Annotated in this window: 18 protein-coding genes; 7 read left to right on the top strand and 11 right to left on the bottom strand. The window is 68.9% G+C overall.

The window, feature by feature from the left end; genetic code table 11:
• Window positions 1-4 precede the first annotated feature (4 nt).
• Window positions 5-766 (bottom strand): lysophospholipid acyltransferase family protein, encoded by a 762-nt coding sequence (locus tag ACFX43_RS18000; RefSeq protein WP_378831189.1) that lies wholly within the window; start codon window positions 764-766, stop codon window positions 5-7.
• A 51-nt stretch (window positions 767-817) separates the two neighbouring features.
• Between ACFX43_RS18000 and ACFX43_RS17995 the strand changes: the two genes are divergently transcribed.
• Window positions 818-1,666: an alpha/beta fold hydrolase gene (locus ACFX43_RS17995; protein WP_378831184.1), complete on the top strand. Its 849-nt coding sequence runs from the start codon at window positions 818-820 to the stop codon at window positions 1,664-1,666.
• Between the two features lie 25 nt (window positions 1,667-1,691).
• On the opposite strand, the gene ACFX43_RS17990 is transcribed toward ACFX43_RS17995, so the two are convergent.
• Together ACFX43_RS17990 and ACFX43_RS17985 are read right to left on the bottom strand one after the other, a co-directional pair.
• The gene (locus ACFX43_RS17990) at window positions 1,692-2,639 is read right to left on the bottom strand and encodes an LCP family protein (RefSeq protein ID WP_378831180.1); all 948 of its coding nucleotides are present in this window, start codon (window positions 2,637-2,639) and stop codon (window positions 1,692-1,694) included.
• The gene (locus ACFX43_RS17985) at window positions 2,636-3,229 is read right to left on the bottom strand and encodes a hypothetical protein (protein WP_378831176.1); all 594 of its coding nucleotides are present in this window, start codon (window positions 3,227-3,229) and stop codon (window positions 2,636-2,638) included. Before ACFX43_RS17985 ends, ACFX43_RS17990 begins: the two co-directional genes overlap by 4 nt.
• 292 nt (window positions 3,230-3,521) lie before the next feature.
• Here ACFX43_RS17985 and ACFX43_RS17980 point away from each other — a divergent pair, with 292 nt between their 5' ends.
• Window positions 3,522-7,268, top strand: a complete 3,747-nt coding sequence (locus tag ACFX43_RS17980) for a multifunctional oxoglutarate decarboxylase/oxoglutarate dehydrogenase thiamine pyrophosphate-binding subunit/dihydrolipoyllysine-residue succinyltransferase subunit (RefSeq protein WP_378831171.1) — start codon at window positions 3,522-3,524, stop codon at window positions 7,266-7,268.
• Between the two features lie 63 nt (window positions 7,269-7,331).
• Here ACFX43_RS17980 and ACFX43_RS17975 read toward each other — a convergent pair whose 3' ends face one another.
• On the bottom strand, window positions 7,332-9,503 hold the full coding sequence (locus tag ACFX43_RS17975; RefSeq protein ID WP_378831165.1) for an MMPL family transporter: 2,172 nt from the start codon (window positions 9,501-9,503) through the stop codon (window positions 7,332-7,334).
• A gap of 86 nt (window positions 9,504-9,589) precedes the next feature.
• Here ACFX43_RS17975 and ACFX43_RS17970 point away from each other — a divergent pair, with 86 nt between their 5' ends.
• Together ACFX43_RS17970 and ACFX43_RS17965 are read left to right on the top strand one after the other, a co-directional pair.
• The gene (locus tag ACFX43_RS17970; protein WP_378831160.1) at window positions 9,590-10,276 is read left to right on the top strand and encodes a TetR/AcrR family transcriptional regulator; all 687 of its coding nucleotides are present in this window, start codon (window positions 9,590-9,592) and stop codon (window positions 10,274-10,276) included.
• Between the two features lie 12 nt (window positions 10,277-10,288).
• Window positions 10,289-10,465 carry a DUF6104 family protein gene (locus ACFX43_RS17965; RefSeq protein WP_008362094.1) on the top strand — a complete coding sequence of 59 codons (177 nt, stop codon included), beginning with the start codon at window positions 10,289-10,291 and terminating at the stop codon, window positions 10,463-10,465.
• 132 nt (window positions 10,466-10,597) lie between these two features.
• On the opposite strand, the gene ACFX43_RS17960 is transcribed toward ACFX43_RS17965, so the two are convergent.
• Genes ACFX43_RS17960 through ACFX43_RS17950 form a run of 3 tightly spaced genes read right to left on the bottom strand, consistent with a single transcriptional unit; the run spans window position 10,598 to window position 13,071 of the window.
• Complete coding sequence (locus tag ACFX43_RS17960) at window positions 10,598-10,801, bottom strand: hypothetical protein (protein ID WP_350659651.1); 204 nt, start codon at window positions 10,799-10,801, stop codon at window positions 10,598-10,600.
• 26 nt (window positions 10,802-10,827) lie between these two features.
• Window positions 10,828-11,952 carry a fatty acid desaturase family protein gene (locus ACFX43_RS17955; protein ID WP_378831150.1) on the bottom strand — a complete coding sequence of 375 codons (1,125 nt, stop codon included), beginning with the start codon at window positions 11,950-11,952 and terminating at the stop codon, window positions 10,828-10,830.
• A 24-nt stretch (window positions 11,953-11,976) separates the two neighbouring features.
• Window positions 11,977-13,071: a flavin reductase family protein gene (locus tag ACFX43_RS17950; protein WP_378831145.1), complete on the bottom strand. Its 1,095-nt coding sequence runs from the start codon at window positions 13,069-13,071 to the stop codon at window positions 11,977-11,979.
• Between the two features lie 146 nt (window positions 13,072-13,217).
• Here ACFX43_RS17950 and ACFX43_RS17945 point away from each other — a divergent pair, with 146 nt between their 5' ends.
• Entirely contained in the window at window positions 13,218-13,853 is a 636-nt protein-coding gene (locus ACFX43_RS17945) for a TetR family transcriptional regulator (RefSeq protein WP_378831141.1), read from the top strand.
• A 9-nt stretch (window positions 13,854-13,862) separates the two neighbouring features.
• Here the strand turns inward: ACFX43_RS17945 and ACFX43_RS17940 are convergent, their stop codons facing one another.
• From ACFX43_RS17940 to ACFX43_RS17925, 4 genes are all read right to left on the bottom strand, one after another.
• Window positions 13,863-15,392, bottom strand: coding sequence for an MDR family MFS transporter (locus tag ACFX43_RS17940; RefSeq protein ID WP_378831137.1), 1,530 nt, complete (start codon window positions 15,390-15,392; stop codon window positions 13,863-13,865).
• Between the two features lie 213 nt (window positions 15,393-15,605).
• Entirely contained in the window at window positions 15,606-16,574 is a 969-nt protein-coding gene (locus ACFX43_RS17935) for a zinc-binding dehydrogenase (RefSeq protein WP_378831126.1), read from the bottom strand.
• A 121-nt stretch (window positions 16,575-16,695) separates the two neighbouring features.
• Window positions 16,696-17,889 (bottom strand): NADP-dependent malic enzyme, encoded by a 1,194-nt coding sequence (locus ACFX43_RS17930; protein WP_378831123.1) that lies wholly within the window; start codon window positions 17,887-17,889, stop codon window positions 16,696-16,698.
• Window positions 17,890-18,077: 188 nt separating this feature from the next.
• A complete protein-coding gene (locus ACFX43_RS17925) occupies window positions 18,078-18,428 on the bottom strand; it encodes a S24 family peptidase (RefSeq protein WP_378831118.1) in 351 nt (116 codons plus the stop codon).
• A 269-nt stretch (window positions 18,429-18,697) separates the two neighbouring features.
• Between ACFX43_RS17925 and ACFX43_RS17920 the strand changes: the two genes are divergently transcribed.
• Entirely contained in the window at window positions 18,698-19,345 is a 648-nt protein-coding gene (locus ACFX43_RS17920) for a hypothetical protein (RefSeq protein ID WP_378831111.1), read from the top strand.
• Window positions 19,346-19,440: 95 nt separating this feature from the next.
• Complete coding sequence (locus tag ACFX43_RS17915; protein ID WP_378831106.1) at window positions 19,441-20,388, top strand: RNA polymerase sigma-70 factor; 948 nt, start codon at window positions 19,441-19,443, stop codon at window positions 20,386-20,388.
• Window positions 20,389-20,421: the final 33 nt, after the last annotated feature.

Here is a 20,421-nt window from a genome sequence, read left to right as displayed (position 1 = left end):
GAGCTCAGGACTTCCGCTTCGCGGCCTTCCGCTGAGCGCGCAGCCTGCGCTCCTCGGCGTACATCGCCTCGGCCTCCTCGAGCGTGGGGGCCGAGCCGCCGTACGCCTTCGGCAGCCACCACGAGCCCGGAGGCTGCTCCTCGGCGGGGTGCGCCTTGATCAGCCGGTCGAGCATGGCCTCCATCTGCGCCTTGAGCGCAGCGGTCTCGGCGGCCGGGTCCTCCCCGGTCACCGGAAGCGGCGGGCCGATCTCGATCCCGATCGTCTTGTGACGCGACAGGTCGACCTTCTGGCCCTTGGTCATGATCCGTTGGGTGCCCCACAGCACGACGGGGATCAGCGGGACCCCGGCGTCGGCGGCGATGCGTACGGTGCCGGTCTTGAGGTCCTTGATCAGGAACGAGCGGGAGATCGTGGCCTCGGGGAAGATCCCGACGATCTCACCGTTCTGGAGGTACTCGACGGCCTTCTTCATCCCGGCCGCGCCGTAGCTGCGGTCGATCGGGATGTGGTGGAACGAGCGCATCACCGGGCCGCCGACGGGGTGGTCGAAGACCTCCTTCTTGGCGATGAAGCGGGTCAGCCGGCCGCGCTCGGCCCCGGGGAAACCGGCCATGATGTAGTCGACGAAGGAGAGGTGGTTGACCGCCAGCAGGGCACCGCCCTTCTCGGGGATGTGCTCCACGCCGGTCATGTTGATCTTGATGTCGCCGAGCTTGAACCAGGTGCGAGCCGCGGCGATCGTGACCGGATAGCTGATGTCCATGGCCGAATCGTGTCACGTCGGTCTCAACTCCGCCGGACTAGCCTCGCCCACGTGAGCACCCTTTACGTGACGACCACCGACGGGCTCCGGCTGGCCGTCACCGACTTCGGGTCTCCCGACGACACCCGCCCGACGCTGGTCTGCGTCCACGGCTACCCCGACAACGCCAGCGTCTGGCTCCCGTTGGTGAGGATCCTCGGCAGCGAGCTGCGGATCGTGACCTACGACGTACGCGGCCACGGCAGCTCACAGGCACCTGCCAAGCGCGAGGGCTATCTGATCGAGCAGCTCAACGCGGATCTGCAGGCCGTCATCGACGCGGTCAGCCCGTCGGCGCCGGTGCACCTGCTCGCCCACGACTGGGGCTCGACCCAGACCTGGGAGGCGGTCGCGGGCAACGTGCCGTCCGAGCGGATCGCGTCGTTCACCTCGATCTCGGGACCGAGCCTCGACCAGACCGGGGCCTGGCTGCGTACGCCGGCACGGACCGCGCGCGGCGTCCTCGAACGTCTCAAGCAGGGTGCCGAGTCGACCTACATCGGGATCTTCTTGGCCCCACTGCTCCCCGAGCTCGCCTGGCGCTCCGGGTTCCTCGACCGGATCGTCGGCGGCTCGGCCGTGGACCGCACCCAGGCCGACCGGATCAACGGCCTCGAGCTCTACCGCGCCAACGCGATCGCCCGGATGGGACACCCTCAGCCGCGGCCGGTCACCGTCCCGGTACAGGTCATCGCCCCGACCGGTGACGTCTACGTCAGCCGGGCGCTGGCGACCGAGGCCCCGCAGCCGTACGTCGCGGACCTGACGGTCCGCGAGGTCGCCGGCTCACACTGGGTGGTCGCCGATCATCCCGAGCGGATCGCTCCGCTGGTGCGCGACTTCGTGGCCGCGCACCGGTGACTCAGCCGGTGACTCAGCCGATCGCTCAGCCGCGGCAGCCGCGGTTGAGCCGGCCGTCGTTGCGCGCATCGTTGCCCATCGCCCGGGCCGCACCGACGTTGGGGAAGACAACGCTGGCGGCGCCGGCGTTGCCGATCCCGCCGGGGACGACGCAGGTGCGGATCTTGCCCGGGTTGATCGCGGCGACGGCATTGGCGAGCTGGTAGAGGTCGCGGCCGGAGAGGCCGGTGGTGTGCATCTTCTTCATCACCAGCGAGACGCCCTTGGCCTTGAAGCCGATGTCGTACTGCCGGGCGACGATCTTGCGGTGGATGCCGCGGATTACCCGGGACTGGTTGGCCGAGCGGTCGAAGTCGCCGCCGGGCAGCGTCTTGCGGGCCCGCGCGAAGTCGACCGAGTGCGGGCCGTTGATGTGGATCCGGCCCTTCTTGAAGCCGTAGCGCGCGACGTACGGATCGCTGAAGGCACGCGGGTTGTCGACGTCGACGCCGCCGATCCCGATCACCATGTCGCTCATGCCGGAGAAGGAGGTGACGAAGACGTACTGCGGCTGCACGCCGACCAGGTTGCCGACGGCGCGGCCCATCAGCTTCGGGCCGCCGTAGAGCAGCGCCGAGTTGATCTTGTCGCGCCCGTGGCCGGGGATGTTGACGTAGGAGTCGCGCGGGATGCTGATGTCGGTCGCATAGCCGGAGGACGGGTTGAAGCCGATCAGGTGCAGCGCGTCGCCGCGGGTGCGGGTGACCTTCTGGCCGGGGCGGGCGTCCGAGCCGACGGCGAGGACCCAGATCGTGCCGCCCTTGCGGGTGTACTTGGCGACGTCGAGACCCTTGGCCCACTTGGTCGCGATCAGCTCCGCGCGCGGCTCGGCGACCTCGGCGTCGGGCACGAGGACCGCGGTCAGCGCGAGCACCACGCCCAGGGCCAGCGTGGTCAGGAGGCGGCGGCGTACGAGCGTCGTCATGCGGTTCATGACTTGTCTCCCGAGGGGCTCGGCGAGGCGGAGGGCGCCGAGGACGGGTCCAGCGCCAGCTTCTCCTCGCGGGTGATGTTGAAGCCGAAGACGGCCCAGGAGGTCTTGGTCGGCACCATGTCCAGGGTGCCGCGGACGGTCTGGCGTGAGGCCCGGTCACCCGTGGTGTCGTAGACCAGCCGCACTCGTGCGACCGCGCCGACCGGGTAGTTGTTGTTGGCCAGCAGATCGACGTGGACGTCGCTGGCGACCACATCGACCCCGTCGATGTGAGGGGCGATCGTGGCGTTGCTCATCAGGCTCATCTGCTTGCCGGCCTGGGCGATCGCGCCCTTGGAGAAGCCGGGAAAGGACTTCGCGGTGAAGGTGGAGGTCTCGCGCGGGTAGTCACCCCCGACGTACGCCGCCTGCAGCCACCGGTCGACGACCTTGGCCACGTTGGTGGAGACCGCCTGGTGCCGGCTTCTGGGGAACTTGCCCTGCACGTGGACGAGCTTCGCGGCCGACTTCACCGTGGCCGCCGGGGTCGGCGACGGGGACGGCGAGGCGGCCTTCTTGTCGGGCTCGCCACCGCATCCGGTAAGTGCCAAGGTGCTGCTCAGGGCCGCCGCCGTGAGTGCCGTTGCGACGCGCGAAAGGCGCCTCGTACTGCTGCTCGTCATGTGGGGAATCCGCCTCATAGACCTGCTCCGGGACCGGGCCACTGTACGCACACCGACCCGGGTTGCGCGTACACCCGGTCGGTAACGCAAGATGTGGGACGGATTACATCCTGTCCACAGGGAGAACCTGCATCGGGCATTTGCGTGTTCGTGGGGATAGCCTTGCCAGTGGGCAACCCATTTCTTACAGTGCGAAAATTCGGAAGAGGCGAATCAAGCCGTGTCCTCAGGCACCCCGTCCCCCAACACTGCCGACATCCCAGCGGAATTCGGCGCCAACGAGTGGCTGGTCGAGGAGATGTACGACCAGTACACGAAGGATCCCAGCAGTGTTGACCCCGTGTGGGTGAAGTTCTTCGAGACCAACGGACAGCCTGGCGCGTCGCCGAACGGCGCCGCTGCCCCGGCGACGCCCGCCGCCGCCCCCGCAGCCAAGGCTCCGGTCTCCCCCGCGCCGGCCACCGCGCCCGCGCCGACCACCCCCGCCTCCGCTGAGGCGCCGGCCGCCAAGGCGGCTCCGGCCCCCAAGGCGAAGCCGCGCCCGGCCGCGCAGGCCGCCGAGCCGGCCAAGGGCACTGCGACGCCCACCCCCAAGGACGCCCCGAAGCCGACCGCGGTCGCCGTCACCGACGAGCCGACCTACACCACGCTGCGCGGCATCCCCGCCGCCACGGCCAAGAACATGGACGTGTCGCTCGCGGTGCCGACCGCGACCTCCGTGCGCAACATGCCGGTCAAGCTGCTGTGGGACAACCGCACCGTCATCAACAACCACCTCAAGCGCGCTCGCGGTGGCAAGGTCTCCTTCACCCACCTCATCGGCTACGCCATCATCAAGGCGATCAAGGCGATGCCGGCGATGAACAACACCTACGCCGAGGTCGACGGCAAGCCGACCCAGGTGACTCCGCCGCACATCAACCTCGGTCTGGCCATCGACCAGCAGAAGAAGGACGGCACCCGCCAGCTCGTCGCGCCGTCCATCAAGGGCTGCGAGCTGATGGACTTCGCCGGCTTCTGGACCGCGTACGAGGACATCGTCCGCAAGGCCAAGGACAACAAGCTGTCCATGGCCGACTACTCCGGCACCACGGTCAGCCTGACCAACGTCGGCGGCATCGGCACCAACAACTCGGTGCCGCGGCTGATGCAGGGCCAGGCCGCGATCATCGGCGTCGGCTCGATGGACTACCCGCCCGAGTTCCAGGGTGCCTCCCCCTCGAAGCTCGCCCAGAACGCGGTCTCGCGGATCATGACGATGACCTCGACGTACGACCACCGGGTCATCCAGGGCGCCCAGTCCGGCGAGTTCCTGGCCACCGTCCACCGGCTCCTGCTCGGTGAGAACGACTTCTACGACGAGATCTTCGCGTCGCTGCGGATCCCCTACGAGCCGATCCGCTGGAACCAGGACATCGACACCACCCACGACGACCAGATCTCCAAGCAGGTCAAGGTCGGCGAGATCATCCACGCCCACCGCGTGCGTGGTCACATGATGGCCGACACCGACCCGCTGGAGTACAAGCAGCGTTCGCACCCCGACCTGCAGATCGAGTCGCACGGGCTGACCCTGTGGGACCTCGACCGCGAGTTCCCGGTCGGCTCCTTCGCCGGCGGCCGCAAGCCGTTCATGAAGCTGCGCGAGATCCTCGGTGTCCTGCGTGACTCCTACGTCCGCACCACCGGCATCGAGTACATGCACATCCAGGACCCCGAGCAGCGCCGATGGATCCAGGACCGCGTCGAGCGGCCCTACGACAAGACCCCGCGCCAGGAGCAGCTCCGGATCCTGTCGAAGCTCAACGAGGCCGAGGCCTTCGAGACCTTCCTTCAGACGAAGTTCGTCGGCCAGAAGCGGTTCTCCCTCGAGGGTGGCGAGACCGCGATCCCGGTCATCGACGAGGTCTGCGAGGCCGCTGCCGAGGCCGGTCTGGACGAGGTCACGATCGGTATGGCCCACCGCGGCCGTCTCAACGTGCTCGCCAACATCGTCGGCAAGTCCTACAACCAGATCTTCCGCGAGTTCGAGGGCAACATCGACCCGCGCACGGTCCAGGGCTCCGGCGACGTGAAGTACCACCTCGGTGCCGAGGGCGAGTTCCTCTCCGACCTGGGCGACACGATCAAGGTCTCCGTCGCCGCCAACCCGTCCCACCTCGAGACCGTCGACCCGGTCCTGGAGGGCATCGCCCGCGCCAAGCAGGACGTGCTCGACCAGGGCGCGGTCTTCCCGGTCCTGCCGCTGCTGGTCCACGGTGACGCAGCCTTCGCCGGCCAGGGTGTGGTCGCGGAGACGCTCAACCTGTCCCAGCTGCGTGGCTACCGCACCGGTGGCACCGTCCACCTGGTCATCAACAACCAGGTCGGGTTCACCACCTCGCCGGGCTCCTCCCGCTCCTCGCTCTACGCCACCGATGTCGCGCGGATGGTGCAGGCGCCGATCTTCCACGTGAACGGCGACGACCCGGAGGCCTGCGTGCGCGTCGCGCGGCTCGCCTTCGAGTACCGCCAGGCGTTCAACAAGGACGTCGTCATCGACCTCATCTGCTACCGCCGCCGCGGTCACAACGAGGGCGACGACCCGTCGTTCACCCAGCCGATGATGTACGACCTGATCGAGCAGAAGCGCTCGGTCCGCAAGCTCTACACCGAGTCGCTGATCGGTCGTGGTGACATCACGATCGAGGAGGCCGAGCAGGTGCTGGCCGCCTACCAGGCTCGCCTGGAGCAGGTCTTCACCGAGGTGCGCGAGGCCGACAAGATGCCGCAGGCCTGGGAGACCGTCCCGGACTACCCCGAGAAGCCTGCCGGCGAGACCGTCACCGCGATCACCAACGATGTGCTGAAGCGGATCGCGGATGCGTACGTCACCCCGCCGGAGGGCTTCACGGTCCACCCGAAGGTGATGCCGCAGCTGCAGCGTCGCGCGACCCAGATCACCGACGGCGGCATCGACTGGGGCACGGGCGAGACGCTGGCGTTCGGGTCGCTCCTGATGGACGGGCGCCCGGTGCGCCTGGCCGGCCAGGACTCGCGTCGCGGCACCTTCGTGCAGCGCTTCGCGACCATGATCGACCGCAAGAACGCCGACGAGTGGACGCCGCTCAACAACCTCACCGAGGACCAGGCGAAGTTCTACGTCTACGACTCGCTGCTCTCCGAGTACGCCGCCCTCGGCTTCGAGTACGGCTACTCCGTCGCCCGGCCGGACTCGCTGGTCCTGTGGGAGGCGCAGTTCGGTGACTTCGTCAACGGCGCCCAGTCGGTGATCGACGAGTACATCTCCGCCGGCAAGACCAAGTGGGGCCAGGACTCCGGTGTCGTGCTGCTGCTGCCGCACGGCTACGAGGGCCAGGGCGCCGACCACTCCTCGGCGCGCATCGAGCGGTTCCTCACGCTGTGCGCCGACGAGGCCATGGTCGTGGCGCAGCCGTCCTCGCCGGCGTCGTACTTCCACCTGCTGCGTACGCACACCCTCGGCGCCGAGCACCGGCCGCTGATCGTCTTCACCCCGAAGTCGATGCTGCGCCGCAAGGAGGCCGCTTCCCAGCCGGCCGACTTCACCTCGGGTTCGTTCCAGCCGGTCATCGCCGACACCGAGACGGACGCCTCGAAGGTCAGCACCGTCCTGCTGGTCTCCGGCCGTCTGACCTGGGACCTCACGGTCGAGCGTAAGAAGCGGAGCCGCGAGGACGTCGCGATCGTCCGCGTCGAGCAGCTCTACCCGTGGCCGACCGAGGAGCTCGCCACCGAGCTCGCGAAGTACCCCAACGCGAAGGTCAAGTGGGTCCAGGACGAGCCGTTCAACCAGGGCCCGTGGCCGAGCTACTACCTCAACGTGGTTCCCGAGCTGGGCCGCGAGGTCGAGCCGATCACCCGCCCGGCCTCCTCCACCACCGCCGTCGGCACCATCAAGCGGCACACGGTCGAGCAGAAGGAGCTCATCGAGCGCGCCTTCTCCTGATCTCCGGATCGAACCCAATGCCGAGTCGGCGCGTTCTAACGCGCCGACTCGGCGTGGTTTTGGTCAGACGGGGACCGGGACCGGCTCCTCGCTGAGCCCGACCTTGCGGTGCAGGCGCCGCAGCGGTCGCGGCGCCCACCAGGCCGCCTCCCCGAGCATCCGCATGGCTGCCGGGAGGAGGATGCCGCGGATCAGGACCGCGTCGATGAGGATCGCCAGCCCGACCCCGAGGCCGAAGAACTTCATGAAGCTGATGTCGCTGACCATGAACGCGAAGAAGCTGGTCGCGATCAGGGCGGCGGCCGTGGTGACGATCCGGCCGGTGTGGGCCAGCCCCTGCACGACCGCCTCGACGTTGCCGAGACCGCGCCGGCGCATCTCGGTGATCCGGCCGAGCACGAAGACCTCGTAGTCCATCGACAGCCCGAACGCGATCACCAGCAGCAGGACGACCATCGAGACGTTCAACGGCATCGCGGTGAAGCCGAGCAGATCGGCACCGAATCCCTCCTGGAAGATCAACACGGTCGTCCCGACCGTCGCGCCGAGACCGATGACGTTGAGCACCAGCGCCCGGAGCGGCTGCACCAGGCTGCCGGTGAACAGGAACAGGATCACCACCATCGCGATCGCGAGCCCGCCGACGGCGTACGGGAGCTTGGCGCCGATCGCGTCGAGGGAGTCCAGCAGCTCCGCGGCGCCGCCACCGACGAGCGCGTCGGTCCCGGCTGGTGACGGAACGGCGCGAACGTCACGGACCAGGTCACGCGCCTCCTCGGACTGGCGGTCGAGCTGGTTGACGACGGCGAGCTCGTCCGCGCCGTCGCCGGGCGGGAGTACCGGTGTCTTCGAGACAAGGGTGCCGTCGACGTACGTCCCGACGCGGGTGTCGACGCGGTCGACGTCGTCGACCCGGGAGAGGTCCGCGGCGTACGTCGCCAGGCTCTCGTCTTCGACGGTCGAGGTGGTCACGACGCGGATCGGGCTGGTGCCGTCGCCGTCGAACTCCTCGCGCAGCAGGTCGCCGGCCTGGCGGCTCCCCGCCGATGCTGGGAGGACGCGGTCGTCGGGGGTGCCGAACTCGATGCCGGCCAGCGGCGCGGCCATCGCGAGCAGGACCGCCACGACGGGGAGCGCGACCCACGGCCGCCTGGTGACGAAGCCGGCCAGCCGGGTCCAGAACGGGGCGGCGCCACCGCGGAGACCGCGTACGCCCGGGACACGGAGGGCGTCGATCCGGTCGCCCAGGAGGGTGATCGTGGCGGGGAGCAGCACCACCGCGACCACCGCGGTGATCACCATGACCCCGATGCCGGCGTACGCCGAGGAGCGCAGGAAGTAGAGCGGGAAGACGAGCAGCGAGGCCAGTGAGACCGCGACGGTGGTGGCGCTGAAGACGATCGTCCGACCGGCGGTCTCCACGGCGCGCACGACGGCGTCGGCGTGCTCCGCTCCGGCGGCCCGCTCCTCGCGGACCCTCGCGACCATCAGCAGGCCGTAGTCCACGGCGAGGCCGAGCCCGAGGCCGGTCGTCAGGTTGAGGGCGTAGATGGAGACGTCGGTGAAGTTGCCGAGCACCGAGAGCTCGGCGAAGGTGCCGGCGATGGCGAACCCGCCGACTCCGATCGTGACGACAGCGGCGACGACGTTGCCGAAGGCGAGGACCAGCAGCGCGATCATCAGCGGGATCGCGATCGCCTCGGCAAGGGCGAGGTCGGCGCCGATCTGGCTGCCGACCTCCTCGAAGGTCGCGAGCTGGCCGCCGACGTGGACCGTCGTGGCACCGTCGGCCGCGGTCTCGTCGGTGTAGCGGTCGATCACCGCGGCGGCGTCGACCGTGTCCGGGTTCTTCGCGCCGACGGAGATCAGTCCGTGGGTGCCGTCGTCCGAGATCATGCCGGGACCGGGGGCGTCGAGGTAGGAGACGACGTCGGTCAGGACGTCGTCGGCTCGGAGGCGGTCGACGAGCGCCTGAGCGTCCTTCGCGGCGGTGCCCTCGGTCACCGCGCCGTCGGCGGCGCTGACGGTCAGGAGGAAGCCGGCCCCGTTGCCGAAGCCCTCCTCCAGCGCGGTGGCCGCGCGGCTGCTCTCCGAGGCGGGGTCGTCGAAGCCGGCGTCGTCGAGCTTGCCGAAGGCCGAGGTGGCCAGATAGATCGCGCCGAGGAGGGCGACCAGGCCGATCACCAGGACCCGGCGCGGATTTCGCACCACGAGGGTGCCGAGTCGGTGGAACACGATTCCTCCAGAATGAATGTGGGCAGGCGTAAACTTTGCAGGTGTTAACTTTCCCTTTGATGTGGGCAGGTGTCAACATGAATTCCGTGAACTCTTCAGAGATCTCGGGCGAGGGCGCCCGGCCTTACCACCACGGCGACCTCCGGAACGCGCTGGTCGATGCGGCAGCGACGCTTGCCGAGCAGGGCGGCCCGGACGCGGTGACGATCCGCGCGGCGGCCCGCGCGGTGGGGGTCACCCCGACCGCCACCTACCGCCACTTCGCCAACCAGTCGGACCTGCTTCACGCGGCCAAGCACGAGGCGATGGACCGTCTGGCCGCGACGATCCTCGACCTCCTGGCCGCCGAGAAGCCGACTCCGCATCCCGCCGAGGCTGCGGTGCAACGCCTCGCGGCGGCCGGGCGCGGCTACATCCGCTTCGCACTCGCTCAGCCCGGCCTCTTCCGCACCGCCTTCCTCCGCCCCCACGACGGCGACCCACACCCGCCCGGGGAGATGTCCGCGATCCTCGCCGAAGCCCCGCCCTACGCCTTCCTCACCACGGCCCTCGACGACCTCGTCGCGGCTGGCTGGCTGGCTCCGGAACTGCGCCCCGACGCCGAGACGGCTGCCTGGTCCGCCGTCCACGGCCTCGCGGTCCTGCTCATCGACGGGCCCTACCGCACCTGCCCCGACCCCGAGCGCGATCGGCTCATCAACGCCACCCTCGGCATGGTCGTACGCGGCCTCTCCGGAGGCCCGGCCTCCGACGCACCGCTGAACGCAGAATGAAAGACTGACGCCATGTACTTCACCGACCGCGGCATCGAGGAGCTCGTCACCCGTCGGGGCGACGAGGAGGTCACCCTCGCCTGGCTGGCCGAGCAGCTCCAGGCCTTCGTCGACGTACACCCCGAGCACGAGACCGCCATCGAGCGCCTCGCCACCTGGCTGGCCCGCCTCGACGACCCCGAGGACTGACCCCCAGCCGAGGCGTCACTCCGGTCGGCCGAGAGGTCACAAATGCAGATCGAGTCGTCACCTGAGTGACGACTCGATCTGCGTAATTGACGTCTCGGCCTGCCTAAGTGACGTCTCGGCCGGCAGAACTACCTATTCGGCGAGGTCTTTCTCGGCACGCTTGGCGGCGGCACGGAGCTCGAAGAGCTCGGTGGCGAGGCCACCGATGGCACCGGCCACGTCGCGTACGGCCCCTGTGATGATCATGGTGACCTGGCCGACGGTGGTCGCGGTGACCTCGACGGCGCTCTGCGCGACATCCTTGCGGATCTCGTTCTTGCTCAGCTCGGGCTCCATGACAACCCATTGTGGCTGGTCAGGCGTCATGCCGCGACCCCCTCCAAGGCGGGAACGCTCTCGACCGGGGCAGAAGCCGGCTTCCTACGGTCGGGGAGGGCGTACTTGCAGATCTTCTTGAAGACGCCCCACAGCTGCTGGTGCAGCGGGCCGGTGTTGTAGGCGAGGCCGTAGCGCTCGCAGATCTCACGGACCTCTTCGGCGATCTCCGGGTAGCGACGCGCCGGGAGGTCGGGGAAGAGGTGGTGCTCGATCTGGTGGGACAGGTTCCCGGACATGATGTGGAAGGTGCGCCCGCCGGTGATGTTCGCGGAGCCGAGGAGCTGGCGGTAGTACCAGTGACCCTGGGTCTCGTCCTCGCACTCCTCCTGCGAGAAGGAGGCGACGCCGGCCGGGAAGTGGCCGCAGAAGATGATGTTGAACGTCCACACGTTGCGGATGATGTTGGCGGTGAAGTTCCCCGCGAAGGTGAGCGGTGCCAACGGACCGGTGAGCAGCGGGAAGAGGACGTAGTCCTTGAGCGTCTGCTTCTTCACCTTGCGCCAGATCCGGGCGCCGATCTCCTTGTTCTCGGCCCAGGTCCGGCGACCGGCGACGAGCTCGTCGACCTCGAGGTCGTGCAGCGCCACGCCCCACTCGAAGAACGTCATCAGCAGGAACGCGTAGAGCGGGTTGCCGAGGTAGTACGGGTGCCACTCCTGGTCCTCGTCCATCCGGAGGATGCCGTAGCCCACGTCGCGGTCCTTGCCCAGGATGTTCGTGAACGTGTGGTGCATGTAGTTGTGGCCGTACTTCCAGTTGTCGGCCGGCGCCATGGTGTCCCAGTCGAACATGCGCGAGTTGAGGTCGGGGTCGCCCATCCAGTCGTACTGGCCGTGCATGACGTTGTGCCCGATCTCCATGTTGTCGAGGATCTTGGAGATCGACAGACAGGCGACGGCCGGGACCCACCCGATGACGGGCAGGTAGAAGAGCGCGCGGCCGGCGAGCTCGAAGGCGCGCTGCTTCTTGACGATGTCGTAGATGTACGCCGAGTCCTTCTCGCCCAGGTCGGCGACGATCCGCTGGCGGATGGCGTCCATCTCGGCGCCGAACGCCTCCAGCTCCTCGGGGCTCAGCCGGCGGTTACCGGTCTTCTCAACAGTGGTCATGGGGGTGTCTCCTTGAAGGAATCGTCAGAGGTCCACGGAGCAGTCGCCCTCGGGCGTGCTCACGCAGATCCGGATCTGTTCGTCGGGGAGCTCGGAGGTCTCGCCGGTCAGGACGTTGCGGACCCGTCCGGAGCTCTTGTTGGTCGTGCAGGAGAAGCAGATCCCCATCCGGCAGCCGGACTCGGGGGTCAGCCCCGCGGCCTCTGCCTGGTCGAGGATCGTGGCGCCGTCGTTGGCGACGGTCTTGCCGGTGCGCGCGAACTCCATCTCGCCACCGGCCACGCCGGCGTTCTTGGGCGGCTTGAAGTACTCGACCCGGAGCGACTCGGTCCCTTCGTACGCCGCCTGAGCCGCCTCGATGAGCGACGCCGGCCCACAGGCCCAGGCCGGCACCTCGCGGTAGCCCGGGACGAGCTTCTCCAGCAGCGCCGGGGAGAGGTAGGGCGCCCCGTCGGCGGTGTGGAGGATGTGCAGGTCGACGCCGTGGCCCTGGTGACGGATCTCTTCGAGCTCGTCGGCGAAGATCTGGCGGTCGGCGCTGGGCGCCCAGTGCAGGAAGGTGACCTTGCCCCGGTGCGTACGCCGCTGCAGGGAGCGCAGCATCGACATCACCGGGGTGATGCCGGAGCCCCCGGAGATGAGAAGGATGTGCTCGGGCACGCGGTCGGGGAGGACGAAGTCGCCCTCGGCCTGGGACAGGTGGACCAGGGTGCCGACGGTGGCCCGCTCGGTCAGGTACTTGGAGATGCTGTAGGGGGTCGCGTGCTCGTCGTCGTGGGCACGCACCGTGATGGTGAGCGGCTCACCCGGCTTCCCCTCGGTGTTGGAGACGGTGAAGACGCGAGTGGTGCGCCGCCCCTCCCCCGTGTCGATGCCGACGCTGACATGCTGGCCGGCGCGGTGGCCGCGCCAGGTCGAGGTTGGCTGGAGCGTCACGGTCGCCACCCGGGGCGCGCCGGGCGCGCTCACCTCCGGGTGGATGTCGGTGATGCGGGCGCGCACCTCGTGCGCGGCCAGCATCGGGTTGATCTGGGTCAGGTAGCGGTCGATGCCGTGCGGTGAGGCGAGCGCCGCAACCGTGCGGGAGCGGAGGATCCGGCCGCCGAGGTCGAGTGCCATGTGTTTCGCCTTTCAGTGAACATCTGTACACCGACAACCATGGCGGGTCATCACAGCACGCGTCAAGACGCCACGGACGTGGTCCAGATCACGGTGTACAGGTGTGCACCTGACGATCCATCGGCCGCTGCCCCTAGGATGGTCTGGTGATCGATACGGGTGCGGAGCCGGAGAGCCGTGCGGAGCGCAAGCTCCGGACCCGGCGAGCGATCCTGGACGCGACGCTGGAGCTGTGCACCGACAGCTCGCTGACGGCTCTCTCGCTACGCCAGGTCGCCAAGCAGGTCGGCATCGTGCCGACCGCGTTCTACCGCCACTTCGACTCGATCGAGTCGCTCGGGCTGGCGCTGGTCGAGGAGTCCTTCGACTCGCTGCGCGACCTCTTCCGAGACGTACGCCGCAACGCCCGGGCCGACAAAGATGTTGTCGACGGCTCCATCGACGCCCTCGTCGACCACGTCCACCGGCGCCGCGACCACTTCGGCTTCATCGCCCGCGAGCGTGTCGCCGGGCCGCGTTCGGTGCGCGATGCCATTCGACGTGAGATCGAGCTCTGCGAGCGCGAGCTCGCCACCGATCTGGCGCTGATGACCGGCACCGACACCTGGACGGCCAAGGACCTGCACGTGCTCTCGTCGCTGTTCGTGACCGTCCTCGTCGCGACCGCCGAGCAGATCCTCTCCACCACCCGCCCCGAGCAGGAGGAGCAGATCGTCGCCACCGTGCGCACCCAGCTGAGGATGCTGCTGATCGGCGTCTATCAGTGGCGCTCGGAGTCGTAGGAGTACGGCTCAGCAGCCGCACACAGCAGGCTCGCGCCCGTGCTCGCACAGCTCGGCGAGCTCGGCATCGATATCGGCACCCGGCTCCCCAGCAGACTCCTCGTCGGACTCGCCGTACCCCTCGGCCCGAGCCGGCAGCAGGACGGCCATCACGACCACGATCAGAGCCAGCGCGGCGCTGACCATGAACGCAGCCTGCAGGCCACTCACCTGGGCCGCGACGGCACCGACCTCGTCGATGACCTGGTCGCTGCGTACGGACATCACGGTGACCGCCAGGGCGGTGCCGAACGCGGCCGCGACCTGCTGGAGCGTGCCCAGGATCGAGGAGCCGTGGGAGTAGAGGTGCGACGGCAGCGACCCCAGACCCAGTGTGAAGACCGGGGTGAAGGCAGCCGCCAGGCTGACCATCAGGACCAGGTGGAACACCAGCACGAGCAGGTAGGGCGTGGTCAGCGAGATCTGCGAGAGCCCGGCGAGAGCGACCACGATGCCGACGGAGCCCGGGATGACGAGCACCCGGCCACCGTAGGTGTCGAAGATCCGCCCCACGGTCGGGCCGAGCAGACCCATGGCCAAGCCACCGGGCATGACCAGCAGACCGGTCATCAGCGGGGACAGACCGCGTACGGTCTGCAGGTAGAGCGGCAGCAGGATCATCGAGCCCATCATCGCCAGGAACGCGATCGCCATCAGGACCAGCGACTTGGTGAAGGTGGGGTGCAGGAACGCTCGCAGATCGAGCAGCGGCGATCCGACCCGCTGCAGCCGGAGCTGACGGAGCACGAACGCGAGGATCAGCAGGGCACCGAAGGCCGCGATGATGACCGGACGCCCGACCTCACCCTCGGCGAACCGGCTCAGCCCGTAGACGAGCGAGCCGAACCCGAGCGCGGCGATGACCACGGAGGCCCAGTCGACGCTCGACTCCGCGGGCTCGTTGACGTTCTCCAGCCGGCGCAGCCCGGACCAGGCGACGCCGATGGCGATCGGCAGGACCAGCAGGAAGAGCAGTCGCCACGAGCCGAAGCCGAGGATCAGCCCGGAGATCGTCGGGCCCAGCGCCGGCGCGACCGAGATCGCCATGGTGACGTTGCCCATCACCCGGCCCCGGTCGTTCTCGTCGACCACCGTCATCAGCGTGGTCATCAGCAGCGGCATCATCACCGCGGTGCCGGCGGCCTGGATGACCCGGCCGGCGAGCAGGACCCCGAATACCGGCGCGATCGCCGAGATCAGGGTGCCGGCGATGAAGACAGACATGGCCGTCGCGTACGCCGTCCTGGTTGTCACCCGCTGCAGGAACCAGCCGGTCACCGGGATCACCGACGCCATGGTCAGCATGAACGCGGTCGAGACCCACTGAGCGGCATGCTCGGTGACCCCGAAGCTGTCCATCAGGTTCGGGATCGCGTTGAGCATGATCGTCTCGTTGAGGATCACCACGAAGGTGGCCAGCACGAGCAGGGTGATGACGGCAGGCGTACGCCGCTTCTCACCGTCCGCGGGACGGTGCGATGTTGTGACGGCAGCAGTCATGACGAGTTCCTCGGGTCGTACGCAGGGGCCCGTTGCCGCCCGCTCTATACATAGATCGAACGGGCGGGGCCGATTTCGACATCACGCCACGAGAAACTTTTCGAGCCCCCCGGCAGTGACACTCAATGGTCCCTTGTTGAACCGGGGAGAGTCGAACGATATTCCGTAGGTCACATCACCTACGTCACGCTGCCGGCATCACAGAGTGCTGTGTCACAGAGTGAAGACGACCTTCCCGAAGAGATCACCGGCCTGCATCGCTTCGAAGCCGGCCTTGGCCTCGGTCAGCGGCATGGTGCGGTCGATCAGCGGGCGGGTGCCGGTGGCCTCGAGCAGCGAGACCAGGCTGGCCAGCTCGTTGCGGGTGCCCATCGTCGAGCCGATCACCTTCAGCTGCAGGAAGAAGATGTTGGTCAGCAGCACGTCGTCGAGGTTCGCCCCCGACGTGGTGCCGCTGATGATGATCGCCCCGCCCGGACGCAGCGAGCGCACCGAGTGCTTCCAGGTCGCGCGTCCGACGGTCTCGATCACCGCGTCGACCTTGACCGGCAGCCTCTCCCCGGACGGCAGGGCCGCGTGGGCACCGAGCTCGAGGGCACGCTTCCGCTTCGCCTCGTCACGCGAGGTCGCGTAGACCTTGAGGCCGGCCGCCCGCGCGAGCGTGATCGCCGCGGTCGCCACTCCCCCGCCGGCGCCCTGCACCAGCACCGAGTCGCCGGCCTTGAGCCCGCCCTGGGTGAACAGCATCCGGTAGGCCGTCAGCCATGCCGTGGGCAGGCAGGCCGCCTCCTCGAACGACATCCCGGCGGGCTTCGCCACGACGTTGCGCCGCGGAACGATGACCTTCTCGGCGAAGGTGCCCTGGTGACGCTCGGAGAGCAGCGACCGCTTCGGGTCGAGGGTCTCGTCGCCGGTCCAGTCGGGCGAGGAGATCACCGAGTGCACCACGACCTCGTTGCCGTCCTCGTCGAGGCCGGCCGCGTCGCAGCCCAGGATCATCGGCAGCGCCTCGGCCTTGAGGCCGACGCCCTGCAGCGACCACAGGTCGTGGTGGTTGAGCGAGGCCGCCTTGACGGTGACCGTCGTCCACCCGTCCGGAGCGACAGGGTCGGGCCGCTCCCCCAGCACGAGGCCGGAGATCGGATCGTCGGATGAGAACTTCTCGGCGTACGCAGCGAACATGCGTCCGACCCTACCGACCTGGGCGGTTCCTCGATCAAGGTGTGCAGATCGCGGGACACATCCCCAGCGGAGCTCCGCCGGGGATGTGTGCCTTCGCCTGCATCCCTTCCTGAAGGAACGCTCAGGCGCGAGCGACGCCGTCGATCCGAGCGGCCTCGGCGACCGCAGCGGAGACGGCGGGGCCGACGCGGGGGTCGAACGGCTCGGGGATGATCTTGTCCGCGGAGAGCTCGTCAGTGACCAGAGCGGCCAGCGCCTGCGCGGCGGCGAGCTTCATCCCCTCGGTGATCGAGGAGGCGTGCACGTCGATCGCACCCCGGAAGATGCCGGGGAAGGCGAGAACGTTGTTGATCTGGTTGGGGAAGTCCGAGCGCCCGGTGGCGACGATGCTGGCGTACTTGTGCGCCACGTCGGGGTGGATCTCGGGGTTCGGGTTGGCCATCGCGAAGACGATGGCCTGCGGGGCCATGGTCGCGACGAGCTCCTCCGGGACGGTGCCGCCGGAGACGCCGACGTAGACGTCGGCGCCGGCCAGCGCGTCGGCCAGCGAGCCCGAGCGGCCGGTGACGTCCGCGGTCACCTCGGCGATCGCCTTCTTCGACTCGGTCAGGTCCGATCGGGTGGAGGAGATGACGCCCTTGCGGTCGAGCAGGGCGAGATCCTTGATGCCGAACTCGAGCAGGATCTTGGCGACCGCGACGCCGGCGGCGCCGGCACCCGAGATGACCACGCGGGTCGACTCCGGGTTGCGGCCGGTCAGCTTCAGCGCGTTCATCAGCGCGGCCAGCGTGACCACGGCGGTGCCGTGCTGGTCATCGTGGAAGACCGGGATGTCGAGCGCCTCCTTGAGGCGGTCCTCGATCTCGAAGCAGCGCGGCGCGGAGATGTCCTCGAGGTTGATCCCGCCGAAGCTGGGCGCCATCCGGATGACGGTCTCGACGATCTCGTCCACGTCGGTGGTGTCCAGGCAGATCGGGATCGAGTCGACGCCGCCGAACTCCTTGAACAGGACCGCCTTGCCCTCCATCACCGGCATCGCGGCGGCCGGGCCGATGTCACCGAGACCGAGCACCGCGGTGCCGTCGGTGACGACCGCGACGGTGTTGGGCACCCAGGTGTAGGTGTGGGCCAGCTCCGGGTTCTCGGCGATCGCGGTGCAGACCCGGGCGACACCGGGGGTGTAGGCCATCGACAGCGATGCCTTGTCGGAGACCGAAGCGGTCGCCGCGATCGCCATCTTGCCGCCGCGGTGAAGCTCGAACACCGGGTCGCCGTCATAGGCGGTGGTCTCGGTGGACAGGGTGGACTCGGTCATTGGGGGCCTCCAGAAAACTACGGACTCGGACGTCGGGCGGTCGAACGCGAGCCGAAGGGTGGAGCCGCGCCAGGCGCCATCTACAGGGATGTGATGCCCGGATGGCAGTTTCCCACAGGCTACCGGAGGAAGCGGTTGATGTTTCCTACAGGTGACGAAGCCCTCATCTGGAGCCCTCATCCAGAGACTCACCCCAGGATGCGTGGGCGTGGCCAGAGCCGGGCCACGACGACGCCGATCACGTCGGCGTCCGCGACAGGCCCCCGGTGACGGGAGTCGATCACCCCGGGAGCGGCCGGGTTGTCCGAGAGCAACCACCACCCCGGGCGCTCGGAGACGGTCGTACGCCGCTCCACCGCCCGCTTCACCACGACCGCCCCGTCGGCGAGCCGAGCGACGACCATGCACCCGGGCTCCGGCGTACGTCCGTAGGAGACCCACAACCGGTCTCCCGCCCGCAGCGTCGGTTCCATCGAGACCCCTACGACCTTCGCCATCCCCCAGCTGTGTCGGGGTGCCCTGGCCGCGATGTCTTCCATGCGGAGTAGTGTCGCAATCCGTAGGACACATGAACACTCTTTGAGAGGACCCGCATGTTCGCGCGACTTTTCGCTCCCACCATCGAGGTCNGCTCGCCGCGGCGGCATTCCTCTCCCCCACCGCCGCCACGGCGAGCACGACCGAATCCGCGCGGCCCTCCGCCGACCTCGGTACGCCGCACGCGCAGGCGCATGCCCACAACGACTACGAGCACGAGCGTCCGCTGCTCGACGCACTCGAGCACGGCTTCACGAGCGTCGAGGCCGACGTGTGGCTGGTCGACGGCGAGCTCCTGGTGGCGCACGACGCGGAGGACCTCGACCCCGCCCGGACGCTGGAGGGTCTCTACCTCGCCCCGCTCAAGAAGCTGGTCAACGGCAAGGGGCGCGACGTCTACCCGGGCTACGACGGCACCTTCCAGCTCCTGATCGACATCAAGAACACCGGCGAGGCGACCTACGCGGCGATCGAGAAGGAGCTCGGCGGCTACGAGGAGCTCTTCACCCGCTACGAGAACGGCAGGGTCAAGGACGGTCCGGTCGAGGCGGTCATCAGCGGTGACCGGCCGCTGGAGACGATGCGGAGCGCGACCGAGCGGTTCGGCTTCTACGACGGCCGGATGGGCGACCTCCGCTCCGGCATGCCGGCCTCGCTGATGCCGCTGGTCAGCGACAACTGGACCAAGGTCTTCGTCTGGCAGGGCATCGGCCCGATGCCCGAGACCGAGCGCCGCAAGCTTCACGAGATCGTCGACCACGCTCACGCCCAGGGCTACCGGGTGCGCTTCTGGGCGACGCCGGACGCCGACGGCGCCGCGCGCGAGGCGGTCTGGTCCGAGCTGCTCGCAGCGGGCGTCGACCACATCAACACCGACGACCTCGAGGACCTGGACGCCTTCCTGACCGCCAACGGGTAGGCACGTGTCCTAGGCACATGTCACAGGCACATGTCACAGTCCCGGGCGCCGTCTCGTCCCAAGGGTGGAAGATGTTGACCCGAGGGAGGACGACCGTGACACCTGAGACCGAGATCGAGTTCGAGGAGCTGCGACCGCTGCTGTTCTCGATCGCCTACCGGATCCTCGGCAGCGTGACCGAGGCGGAGGACGCCGTGCAGGAGACCTGGATCCGGTTGGAGGGGACCGCGACGCAACCCGACTCGCTCAAGGCCTACCTGTCGACCGTGGTCACCCGGATCTCCCTCGACGTGCTGCGCTCCGCGCGGGTGCGGCGGGAGACGTACGTCGGTCCATGGTTCCCCGAGCCGCTGCCGACCGACACCCACGTCGATGATCATGCGGGCCTCTACGCCAGCCCGGAGCGCGCGACGGAGCTGGCCGACTCGGTGTCCATGGCAGCGCTGCTGCTGCTCGAGCGGCTCAGCCCGCTGGAGCGGGCGGTCTTCGTGCTGCGCGAGGTCTTCCACTTCGGCTTCGCCGACATCGCTGCGGCGGTCGACCGATCGGAGGCCGCCTGCCGTCAGCTCGCCTCCCGGGCGCGGCGGCACATGGACGAGGGCAAGCCGCGGTTCGAGGCCGACCGGCGCAAGCGCGTCGAGCTGTCCAGCCGGTTCTTCGAGGCGCTGCGCGACGGTGACCTGGACCAGCTCCAGGCTCTGCTGGCGGCCGATGTGGAGACCGTCAACGACGGTGGTGGTGTGGCCGGTGGCATCGGCGGCCGGTTCGGTGCGGAGAAGGCCGCGCGCATCCTGATCGCGGCGGTGCCGCCGCTGCTCGCCATCGGCGCTCGCCTGGAGCAGCGTGAGCTCAACGGCGAGCCGGGCGCCATCCTGCGCGACGCCGACGGCGCCATTCTCGGCACCTGGACCCTCGACATCCTCGACGGCCAGATCCAGCGGATCCGCTCGGTCACCAACCCCGAGAAGCTGGGCCACCTGGGCCCGGTCGCCGACCTGAAGGACGTCGTACGCCGCCGCAACCGCCACCGCCGCGGGCGGTGACCCCGCCCCGCCNGTCGGCAAGCCCGGCGCTCC

The organism is Nocardioides sp. YIM B13467 (assembly GCF_042788075.1).
In the GTDB taxonomy this organism is placed as follows: Bacteria; Actinomycetota; Actinomycetes; order Propionibacteriales; family Nocardioidaceae; genus Nocardioides.
Note: the sequence above shows the minus strand (reverse complement) of the source record. Positions and strands in the feature narration are given on the sequence as shown.